The organism is Mycobacterium sp. UM_Kg27 (assembly GCF_000972905.1).
Taxonomy (GTDB): Bacteria; Actinomycetota; Actinomycetes; order Mycobacteriales; family Mycobacteriaceae; genus Mycobacterium.
Genome location: NZ_JRMM01000147.1, coordinates 1 through 10,208, shown reverse-complemented (window position 1 = coordinate 10,208; position 10,208 = coordinate 1). Strand labels below are relative to the sequence as shown.

Annotated in this window: 10 protein-coding genes and 1 pseudogene; 8 read left to right on the top strand and 3 right to left on the bottom strand. The window is 67.9% G+C overall.

Going from position 1 to position 10,208, the window contains the following annotated elements:
* Positions 1–56: 56 nt before the first annotated feature.
* Positions 57–1,859, bottom strand: coding sequence for a long-chain fatty acid--CoA ligase (locus LI94_RS18265; RefSeq protein ID WP_046302077.1), 1,803 nt, complete (start codon positions 1,857–1,859; stop codon positions 57–59).
* Positions 1,860–2,052: 193 nt separating this feature from the next.
* Here LI94_RS18265 and LI94_RS18260 point away from each other — a divergent pair, with 193 nt between their 5' ends.
* The 5 genes from LI94_RS18260 (at position 2,053) to LI94_RS18240 (ending at position 5,531) form a co-directional block, all read left to right on the top strand.
* Positions 2,053–2,448 (top strand): hypothetical protein, encoded by a 396-nt coding sequence (locus LI94_RS18260; protein ID WP_024440505.1) that lies wholly within the window; start codon positions 2,053–2,055, stop codon positions 2,446–2,448.
* A gap of 94 nt (positions 2,449–2,542) precedes the next feature.
* A complete protein-coding gene (locus tag LI94_RS18255; protein WP_024440504.1) occupies positions 2,543–2,980 on the top strand; it encodes an SRPBCC family protein in 438 nt (145 codons plus the stop codon).
* A gap of 35 nt (positions 2,981–3,015) precedes the next feature.
* On the top strand, positions 3,016–4,275 hold the full coding sequence (locus LI94_RS18250) for an ArsA family ATPase (RefSeq protein WP_052739969.1): 1,260 nt from the start codon (positions 3,016–3,018) through the stop codon (positions 4,273–4,275).
* Entirely contained in the window at positions 4,272–4,685 is a 414-nt protein-coding gene (locus tag LI94_RS18245; RefSeq protein WP_024440502.1) for a hypothetical protein, read from the top strand. The genes LI94_RS18250 and LI94_RS18245 overlap by 4 nt, the downstream gene beginning before the upstream one ends.
* Before the next feature lie 111 nt (positions 4,686–4,796).
* The gene (locus tag LI94_RS18240; protein ID WP_024440501.1) at positions 4,797–5,531 is read left to right on the top strand and encodes a lysophospholipid acyltransferase family protein; all 735 of its coding nucleotides are present in this window, start codon (positions 4,797–4,799) and stop codon (positions 5,529–5,531) included.
* Here the strand turns inward: LI94_RS18240 and LI94_RS18235 are convergent.
* On the bottom strand, positions 5,492–6,787 hold the full coding sequence (locus tag LI94_RS18235) for a glycosyltransferase 87 family protein (protein ID WP_046302075.1): 1,296 nt from the start codon (positions 6,785–6,787) through the stop codon (positions 5,492–5,494). The genes LI94_RS18240 and LI94_RS18235 overlap by 40 nt on opposite strands.
* Positions 6,788–6,880: 93 nt before the next feature.
* On the opposite strand from LI94_RS18235, the gene LI94_RS18230 reads away from it, so the two are divergent.
* From LI94_RS18230 to LI94_RS18220, 3 genes are read left to right on the top strand one after another with little or no spacing between them, the layout of a single operon-like run.
* Entirely contained in the window at positions 6,881–7,906 is a 1,026-nt protein-coding gene (locus LI94_RS18230; protein WP_024440499.1) for a hypothetical protein, read from the top strand.
* The gene (locus tag LI94_RS18225; protein WP_024440498.1) at positions 7,903–8,391 is read left to right on the top strand and encodes a polyadenylate-specific 3'-exoribonuclease AS; all 489 of its coding nucleotides are present in this window, start codon (positions 7,903–7,905) and stop codon (positions 8,389–8,391) included. The genes LI94_RS18230 and LI94_RS18225 overlap by 4 nt, the downstream gene beginning before the upstream one ends.
* Before the next feature lie 34 nt (positions 8,392–8,425).
* A complete protein-coding gene (locus LI94_RS18220) occupies positions 8,426–9,811 on the top strand; it encodes a 3-deoxy-7-phosphoheptulonate synthase class II (RefSeq protein ID WP_024440497.1) in 1,386 nt (461 codons plus the stop codon).
* Positions 9,812–9,839: 28 nt separating this feature from the next.
* On the opposite strand, the pseudogene LI94_RS18215 reads toward LI94_RS18220, so the two are convergent.
* A pseudogene (locus tag LI94_RS18215) lies at positions 9,840–10,208 on the bottom strand (serine/threonine protein kinase); the annotation flags it as partial.

Sequence of the window (10,208 nt, the reverse complement as noted above, 5' to 3'; positions counted from 1 at the left end):
CATGCGGCGGTCCCAGCTTCGGCTCTCCTTCGGTCGAGCCTCGCTGAACCGCTCGGTCAGCCCTTGGCGTAGATAGCCTCGATCGCGTCGGCGAACTTCTCCGCGACCACGTTGCGCTTGACCTTCATGGTGGGGGTCAGCTCGCCGGTGGTCTCGGTGAAGTCGACCGGCAGGATCTGGAACTTGCGGATCGACTCGGCGTGCGAGACAGACAGATTGGCCTGCTTGACGGCCGCGTCCACCTCGGCGATCAGGTCCGGGTCGGTGGCCAGGTCCGCCGGGGTCGCGTTGCTGGCCTTGCTGTTGCGCTGCTTCCAGCCCTCGATGGCCTCGGGGTCGATGGTGATCAGCGCGCCGATGAACGGCTTGGCGTCGCCGACAACCATCGCCTGGCTGATCAGCGGGTGCGACCGCAGCTGGTCCTCGAGCACCGCGGGGGCGACGTTCTTGCCGCCGGCGGTGACGATGATCTCCTTCTTGCGACCGGTGATCTTGAGGTAGCCCTCGTCATCGATGGCGGCCAGGTCGCCGGTGCGGAACCAGCCGTCGGTGAACGCGTCGGCCGTGGCCTGCTCGTTCTGCCAGTAGCCGCTGAATACCACGCCACCGCGCACCAGCAGCTCACCGTCCTCGGCGATGCGCATACTGTTGCCGGGCACCAGCTTTCCGACGGTTCCGACTTTCATGCCGCCGACCGGGTTGACGGTGATGGCGGCAGTGGTCTCGGTCAGCCCGTAGCCCTCATAGATGGACAGTCCGACGCCGCGGTAGAAGTGGCCCAGCCGCTCGCCCAGCGGCGCGCCACCGGAGACCGAGGCCCGGCAGTTGCCGCCCAGCGCGGTACGCAGTTTGTGGTACACCAGCTTGTCGAACAGGGCGTGCTTGACGCGTAGCAACAGGCCGGGGCCGCCGCGGTCGGTGGCCTCGCTCCAGTCCACCGCGGTCTGGGCCGCCATCTCGAAGATGCGGCCCTTACCGTCGTTGGCGGCGTTCTGGGCGGCGGTGTTGTACACCTTCTCGAACACCCGCGGCACCGACACCACCACGGTCGGCTTGAACACTGAGAACATCGGCACCAGGTTCTTGATGTCGCTGGTGAATCCGACCGTGACCTTGTTGGCGAAGCCGGCGATACTCAGGGCGCGCGCCAACACGTGCGCCAGCGGCAGGAAGACCAGCAGACGCTGACCGGAAGTCATCAGGGTCGGCAGTGCGGCCTGGGTGCCGCGGACCTCGTGGATGAGGTTGGAGTGGGTGAGCTCGCAGCCCTTGGGCCGCCCGGTGGTGCCCGAGGTGTAGATCAGCGTCGCCGGGTCGGTGGCCCGCAGTGCGTCGAGGCGCGCGGTGACCTGCGCCGGGTCCTGGCCGGCGGCGGCCTCGGCGAGTTCGTCGAGGGCCGGGGCGCCTGACCCGTCGATGGTGAACACCCGCCGCAGCGACGGCAGGTCGCCGGCGAGTTCGTTGACGATCTGGGCGTGGGCGTCGGTTTCGGCAAACGCCACCACTGCGCTGGAGTCCTGCATCACCCAGCGGACCTGCTCGGCCGACGACGTCTCATAGATCGGAACGGTCACCGCACCGATGGACAGGATCGCGTAGTCCAGGATGGCCCACTCGTAACGGGTCGCCGAGAAGATGACCACCCGGTCGCCGGCCGCCACACCCTGGCTGATCAGGCCCAGCGCGGCCGAGCGGATCTGCGCGGCGGCTTCTGCACAGGTGACGTCGGTCCAGGCCCCGTCGACCAACCGCTGGTAGATGGCGAAGTCGGGGCTGTTGCGCTCGTGCTCGAAGACGACCGCGGCGACGTTGTCGTGCTCCTCGACGGTGAACGGCGCGGGAACACTGAACTCACGCATTGCGATGACCTCTCTTGCCAACCGGGGTGTCGATCCAATCAGCCTAGTCGGCGACTGATGATGACCGTGACGGTGTTCACGTTGCGGTACGCCCACCGGGAAAGATAGTGGCCGGCGCGGCGAACCGGTTGTCGGCCCGCGGGAGAGATAGCGGGGGAAGGTTGCGCAAGCGTGTTCGATACGCTTGCGGGCCATGAACAGTATCCAGGTCGCCGACGAGACATTCGTTGCTGCGTCCGGCGAGCAGGTCGGGGCGGCTGTCGCCGATCGTTCGAGTTGGCAGCGATGGTGGCCCGACCTGCAGCTGCAGGTGGTCGAGGATCGTGCCGACAAGGGCATGCGGTGGACGGTGGGCGGGCCGCTGACCGGCACCATGGAGGTCTGGCTGGAGCCGATGCTCGACGGTGTGCTGCTGCACTACTTCCTGCACGCCGAACCCACCGGTGTGACCGGCCGGCAGCTGGCCCGGCTGAACCTGGCGAAGCTCAACCACCGTCGCCGGGTGGCCGGCAAACGGATGGCCTTCGAGATCAAGGACCGCCTCGAGCGTTCCCGGCCGGTCGGGGTCTCTCCGCTCGCTGTCAGTTGACCCGGCGCTACAGCACAGCGGCTCCGAAAAAGGACAGGTACCGTCTCTGCCGAGGGCGGTGTGGCAGGCGCTAGCGAGTTAGGGAAGTAAGTACGTGGCTGATAAAACGGCTCAGACGATCTACATCGCGGCGGATCCGGACACGGTGATGAAGGTGATCGCCGACATCGGCGCCTACCCCGACTGGGTCTCGGAGTACACCGAGGCCGAAGTGCTCGAGACCGATGCCGACGGCTACCCGAAGGTGGCGCGGTTGGTACTCGACGCGGCTGTGCTCAAGGACACCATGGTGCTGGACTACGACTGGTCGCCAGACCGTCGCTCGGTGCGTTGGTCGTTGCAGTCGAGTTCGCTACTGAAGGCGCTCAACGGCGAATATCGATTGACGCCCAAGGGATCTGGAACCGAGGTTCTTTACGAGTTGTCGGTGGATCTGATGATTCCGATGATCGGCCTGCTCAAGCGCAAGGCGGAGCGGCGGCTGACCGACACCGCGCTGAAGGACCTGAAGAAGCGAGCAGAGGCTGAGTGAAGCCGCCTGAGGCAGGAACGCCGACAGCGCTTCCCGTGCCTGCGATCAGTCTGTTCGTCGGCAAGGGCGGCGTAGGCAAGTCCACGTGTGCGGCGGCGACCGCGGTCTCGTTGGCATGCGCTGGTCACCGGGTGTTGCTGATCTCCACCGACCAGGCCCATTCGGTGGGCGACGTGCTCGGACTGCCGGTGCCCCCCGGTGACGGCCGGGACCCCATCACGGTGGACGTCGATGACGCCGGAATGGGGGGTGGCTGCCTGGACGTGTTGGCGTTGGACACGCTGGCCCTGCTCGAGCGGCAGTGGGCCGGCGTGGTCGAGGTCCTGGCCGCGCGGTTCCCCGAGTCTGACCTGGGTAGCGTTGCGCCCGAAGAGCTTTCGGCGCTTCCCGGTGTGCAGGAAGTGCTGGGCCTGCACGAGGTGGGCGAACTGGCAGACACCGGACATTGGGACCGGGTCATCGTCGACTGTGCGTCCACCGCCGATGCGATGCGGATGCTGACGCTGCCGGCGACGGTGGCGCTCTACGCCGAGCGGTCCTGGCCGCGGCACCGTCGGCTCAGTGGAACCGAGGATCCCCGGTCGACCGCACTGGTCGATCTGATCGAGCGAATCAGCAGCGCCGCCGAGCAGCTTGCCGAGCGGCTGACCGATGAGACGACGGTCGCTGCGCACCTGGTGCTGACCGCCGAGCGCGTGGTGGCCGCCGAAGCCGTCCGGACTTTGGGGGCGCTGTCGCTGACCGGCGTCCGGGTGGCAGAGCTGATCGTCAATCAGATTTTGTTGCAGGATGATTCGTACGTCTACACCAATCTGCCGGCGCACCCGGCGTTCGACTGGTACGCCGAACGGATCAGGGAACAGAGCGGTGTCCTCGACGAGGTCGACCGCGCCATCGGTGATGTGGCGATGGTGTTGGTCCCGCATCTGGCGGGGGAGCCGATCGGCCCTAAAGCGCTGGGCGATCTACTCGCGAACAGCCGCCGCCGCGACGGATCGGCGCCACCCGGTCCGGTGCGGCCAGTGGTCGACCGGGAGTCCGGTTCCGGCTTGGGGGCGGTGTATCGACTGCGGCTAGAGTTACTCCAGGTCGATTCCGGTGCGCTGAGCCTGGGGCGATCCGGAGATGATCTGATCATCGGTGCAGGTGGCACCCGACGTCGGGTTCGGTTGGCGTCGGTGCTGCGGCGGTGCACGGTCGTGGACGCAACGCTGCGTGGCAGCGAACTGACGGTGCGCTTCCGGCCGGATCCGGCCGTGTGGCCGGTGACTGGCGATGAGGAGGTGCGACGTTGAACGCTGGCGCGCACCCCGATCTGGGCGAGCTCGGACCCGAACTGCGCAAGCTGGCCCAGGCGATCCTGGATCGACTTGACCCGGCGGTGCGCGCCGCGGCGCTGTTGGCGGCCTCCTCGGGTGACGGCCCGGGCAAATGCCAACAGGTGTGGTGCCCGGTGTGTGCGCTGGCTGCGCTGGTCACCGGGGAAGAACATCCGCTGCTCACCATCGTCGCCGAGCACAGCGTCGCGCTGTATGAGGTGATCCGCGCGGTGGTGGGCGAGCCCGACGGAGCTGGTGGGGCGCCACGTCCGCCGGACCCCGGCTCGCCCGGCGGAGGCGGTGGCGGCGACCAGCCGCCGGCCCGGCCCAACTATGAGCCGATTCCGGTCACCATTGAAACCGACACCAGAAACGCCGAAAGCTGAGGAATTCCGCGGAATTCGCGATGTGACGAATCACCGTGTGGTCCTAGCCACCCGCGGTCGGTAAAGTTGGCGCGAACACGGCCGCCTTAGTCGGGGCAGGAGGGAGGGGCCATGTGGTACTGGCTGGCCAAGTACGTCTTCTTGGGGCCTCTGCTTGCTCTGATCGGGCGGCCGAAAGTCGAGGGTCTGGAGAACATCCCCGACGACGGTGCGGCCATCCTGGCCAGCAATCACCTCGCCGTCATGGACAGCTTCTACCTGCCCTTGGTGGTGCGCCGGCGGATCACCTTTTTGGCCAAATCGGAGTACTTCACCGGCACGGGACTCAAGGGCTGGCTCACCCGCTCCTTCTACACCGCCGTCGGTCAGGTTCCCATCGACCGCAACGACTCTGACGCCGCGCAGGCCGCGCTGAACACCGCTCAGCGGATCCTGTCGCAGGGCAAGTTGCTCGGTATCTACCCCGAGGGCACCCGCTCACCCGACGGCCGGCTGTACAAGGGCAAGACCGGACTGGCGCGGCTCGCGCTGCACACCGGCGTCCCGGTGATCCCGGTCGTCATGGTCGGCACCAACGTGGTCAACCCGCCGGGCACCAAGATGCTGCGCTTCGGCAGGGTTACCGTCCGCTTCGGTGAGCCGATGGATTTCTCCCGCTTCGACGGGATGGCCGACAACCGTTTCATCGAACGCGCCGTCACCGACGAGGTGATCTACGAATTGATGCGGCTGTCCGGCCAGGAATACGTCGACATCTACGCGGCAAGCGTCAAAAACGGTGCCGCACAACAGGACGGGGCAACGGGTCAGCCGGTCGCCCGGTTTCCGGAGACCGCGGCGGGCTGATCCGGACTCGTCCGGGGGACGGGCCGCAGCGTGGCGCCGGCCGTGATGATCACGGCCAATGCCCACCACACGTAGGACGTCCCGGCCAGTTGGCGCCACCACGCCGCGCCGGCTTCGTGGTGTTCGGGCAGTAACTCGATCGGACTGCGCATCATCAGCGCCACCCCCGCTACACCGAGCATGCCGAGCACGACCGCCCGATGCCGGTATGCCACCACCGCCGTGACCACCACGGCGGGCAGCATCCACACCCAGTGGTGTGACCACGACACCGGCGACACCACCAACCCGAACAGTGCCACGCACACCAGCGCCAGGATCGGCTCACCGGCCCGGAGCACCCGGCGGCCCGCCCACCACATCGCCGCCAGCACCGCCAGGCACCCCGCCAGCCACAGCACCGAGCGCAGCTGGTCGTTCAGCGGCAGCCGGGCCAGCGCGCCGGCCAGGTTCTGGTTGGTGTTCAGGCTCGCCCCGCCGATGCGGTCGGTATCGCTGACGGTGTGCGTCCAGTACTGCCAGGAGTCACTCCAGGCCATCACGAAGCCCACCAGTGTCGCCGCCAGGAACGACGCCACGGTGGTCACCGCGGCACGCCTGTCCCGACGTAACAGGAAGTAGAGCAGGAACACCGCCGGGGTCAGCTTCAGCGCCACCGCCACACCCAGCAGTGCGCCGCGCGGCCAATAGGTGCGCCGCGGTACACAGTCGGCGATCACCAACGTCATCAGCACCGCATTGACCTGACCGAAGTCGAAGTTCGCCCAGATCGGTTCGGCATCCAGCCAGATCGACGCCGCCACGATCGCCGTCGCCACCACGCCGCGGTGCCACCAGGCCGGCCCGCAGTCGGGGTGCGCGTCGAAGCGGACCCCCAGACCGGTGAGCACGATGGTGATCGACACCACCAGCAGCAGCGTCGAGAGGACGATCAGCGCGGCGGTCGCGGTGCCCAGCGACACCCAGGTGAGCGGAGCGAACAGCACCGCGGCGATCGGGGGATAGGTGAACGGCAGAACCGTCCCGTCGATCTGGGTTTGGAACCAGTCCTGGCCGTAGAGCGGCCGGCCTTCACGCCAGGCCTGTGCCGCCATCCGGTAGACGTCGACGTCGATGTGGTACGGCGTGCTGCCCAGCGCCCGCCACGTCGTGTAGCCCAAGGCTGCAACCGCCAGCAGCGTGAAGATCCACCAAACGGCCCAACCGCTGATGCCCCCGTGCCGACGGCCCGGGTCGGGCGGCCGCGATGTAGTCATGTCGCAGCACAGCCTATCGGGTAGCGACGTTAAACCGAGCCATCCCTGTGGCGATCCCGGCGTGGTGTGCCGCGAGGGCGTACGTTGCATTAGGTGCTGGAATGGTTGCGCGAGGACATCGTCGGCCGTGGCAGGCTGCCGTTGCTCGGCTGTTTGCTGGCCTTCCTGGTGACCTTTCTGGTAACCCGCACCGTGGTGCGCTACATCCGCAGCCAGGCCGCAAATCCTGACCCGCCGCGGTGGTGGCAGCCCCGCAATCTGCACTTCGGCTCCAAGCACATTCACCACGTCGTCTTCGGAGTCTTGTTGGTGATGGTCGCCGGAGTGACTCTGGTGGCCGCCGGGCCGAACGCGCACGAACCGGCGTTCAGCCTGGCGGCGATAGCGTTCGGGATCGGGGCGGCGCTGGTGCTCGACGAGTACGCGCTGATCCTGCACCTGTCCGACGTGTACTGGGAGGAGGACGGGCGCGCTTCGGTCGATGCCGTGTTCGCCGCCGCCGCGGTCGCGGGGTTGTTGGTGCTGGGGTTCCACCCGCTGACGTTTTTGGTGGGGACGTGGCACGATACGTCGTCGCCGTGGATTCGCGCCGGGGTGTTCATCGGCCTGGTGACGGCGTTGCCGTTGGGCGTGATGGTGTTGTTGAAAGGCAAGGTGTGGACCGGGTTGATCGGGATGTTCTTTGTTCCGCTGCTGGTGGTGGGTGCGGTGCGGCTGTCCCGGCCGCACGCGCCCTGGGCGCGGTGGCGCTACCTGCCTGATCGGGCGCGGATGCACCGGGCGCTGGAGCGGGAGCGCCGGCTGCGCCGGCCGGTGATCGCGGCCAAGCTCTGGTTGCAGGATGCGGTCGCGGGCCGGCCGCAGGTGCCCGATGAGCGGGCCGTCGACGCCGAGCTCGATCGTGAGGTGCGGGAGGCCTCCGCCCCGACGGTGCGGTTCATGGCCCCCCGGCAGCAGGTGCCCATCGGCAGGCCGCCGGTCCGGCCGGCGCCCGCCGCGGGTGTTGCCGGTCGCTCGGGGCCCAACCGGGCGGTTTCGGAGGCTTCGGCGCCGACCCGGCCCTTCTCGGCGCCGCTGTCGTCTCCCCGGATACACCGGCCGGGCAGGCCGTGGCAGTGAGGTACTTCTACGACACCGAATTCATCGAGGACGGCCGCACCATCGAGCTGATCTCGATCGGCGTGGTCGCCGAGGACGGGCGCGAATACTATGCGGTCTCGACCGAATTCGACCCGGATCGGGCCGGGTCGTGGGTCCGTACCCATGTCCTGCCCAAGCTGCCGTCGCCGGCTTCCCAGGTGTGGCGCTCGCGTAGCCGTATCCGCGCGGATCTGGAGGAGTTCTTCGGAGTCGAGCGCGGGGATCCGATCGAGTTGTGGGCGTGGGTGGGCGCCTATGACCACGTGGTGCTGTGCCAGTTGTGGGGCACCATGCCCGATCTGCCGGCGCCGATTCCGCGCTTCACCCACGAGCTTCGGCAACTGTGGGAAGACCGGGACCGGCCGCGGCTGCCACCGCGGTCGACGGGCAGTCACGATGCGCTGGTGGACGCCCGCGACCAGTTGCGCCGTTTCCAGGTGATCACCCGGACTGAACTGGCCTGATCAGGCAGGGTCGGCGCCCGGCTACCATGGTCGGGTGAACTGGACCGTTGACGTACCCATCGACCAGCTGCCGGCGCTGCCGCCGCTGCCCGCGGATCTGCGCGAGCGCCTCGACGCCGCGCTGGCCCGGCCGGCCGTCCAGCAGCCGAGCTGGCCCGCTGACCAGGCCAAGGCCATGCGGACCGTGTTGGAGAGCGTTCCGCCGATCACGGTGGCCTCCGAAATCGAGCGGCTCAAGGTACAGCTGGCCCAGGTCGCCCGCGGGGAGGCTTTCCTCCTGCAGGGCGGCGACTGCGCGGAGACTTTCACCGACAACACCGAGCCGCACATCAAGGGCAACATCCGCACTCTGCTGCAGATGGCGGTGGTGCTGACCTACGGCGCCAGCATGCCCGTGGTGAAGATGGCTCGCATCGCCGGTCAGTACGCCAAGCCGCGCTCTGCTGACATCGACTCGCTGGGGCTGAAGTCCTACCGCGGCGACATGGTCAACGGCCTGGCCCCGGATGCCGAATCGCGTGAACACGACCCGTCGCGTTTGGTGCGGGCCTACGCCAACGCCAGTGCGGCGATGAACCTGGTGCGGGCGCTGACGTCGTCGGGGCTGGCGTCGCTGGAGCTGGTGCACGACTGGAACAGGGAATTCGTCCGCACCTCGCCGGCGGGTGCCCGCTACGAGGCGCTGGCCGGTGAGATCGACCGCGGCCTGAAGTTCATGAGCGCGTGTGGGGTCGCCGACCGGGAGTTGCAGACCGCCGAGATCTACGCCAGCCACGAGGCGCTGGTACTCGACTACGAGCGGGCCATGCTGCGGATGGCCGACATCTCGGGCTCCCCGCAGCTCTACGACCTGTCGGCGCACTACGTGTGGATCGGGGAGCGGACCCGCCAGCTCGATCACGCACACATCGCGCTCGCCGAGGTGATCGCCAACCCGATCGGGGTCAAGCTCGGTCCCACCACGACGCCGGACCAGGCAGTTGAATACGTGGAACGCCTTGACCCGCACAATGTTCCGGGGCGTCTGACGCTGATCAGCCGGATGGGCAACAGTAAGGTGCGTGACCTGCTTCCGGGCATCATCGAGAAGGTGCAGGCCACCGGTCATCAGGTGATCTGGCAGTGCGACCCGATGCACGGCAACACCCACGAAGCCTCCACCGGTCACAAGACCCGGCACTTCGACCGGATCGTCGACGAGGTCCAGGGCTTCTTCGAGGTGCATCACGCACTGGGCACCCACCCCGGCGGCATCCACCTGGAGTTCACCGGGGAGGACGTCACCGAGTGTCTCGGTGGCGCCCAAGACATTTCGGATGCGGACCTGGGCGGCCGCTACGAGACCGCGTGCGACCCGCGGCTCAACACCCAGCAGTCGCTGGAGCTGTCCTTCCTGGTCGCGGAGATGCTGCGCGGCTAGCTGGTTCCCGTGCTCGGCGTGGGCGCGGTTACAGCAGCGCGCCGACGTTGTTGCCCAGCGCCCACGCCAACGCGGCGACCAGTGTCGTGGTTGCGAACAACACGGCGAGCCAGATGACCACCATCCGGCGCGCGTGCTGGCGCTCCAACACAAAGCGGCTCAGTTCGACGCCGCCGAACTGCCCTGTCACCAACTCGTATTGGGTGTCGGTGTCCTCCACCCAGTCCGCCGGTCCGCGGGTCATGTGCAGTGTCTGATGTTGCGGTACCTGGTGTTGCGATGTCGGGTGTTGGGGCGGCGCTGGGTGCTCCGCGGCGCGCCGTGCCGGGGCGGCGGCGTTGTGCTGGGCGGAGTTTCGGGGGGCCGGCACCCGGAACGCCGGCAGCGCCAGCCGCTC

Coding starts and splice junctions, on each gene's coding strand:
- LI94_RS18265 (WP_046302077.1), bottom strand. CDS start 1,859: ATGCGTGAGTTCAGTGTTCCCGCGCCGTTCACCGTCGAGGAGCACGAC.
- LI94_RS18260 (WP_024440505.1), top strand. CDS start 2,053: ATGAACAGTATCCAGGTCGCCGACGAGACATTCGTTGCTGCGTCCGGC.
- LI94_RS18240 (WP_024440501.1), top strand. CDS start 4,797: ATGTGGTACTGGCTGGCCAAGTACGTCTTCTTGGGGCCTCTGCTTGCT.
- LI94_RS18235 (WP_046302075.1), bottom strand. CDS start 6,787: ATGACTACATCGCGGCCGCCCGACCCGGGCCGTCGGCACGGGGGCATC.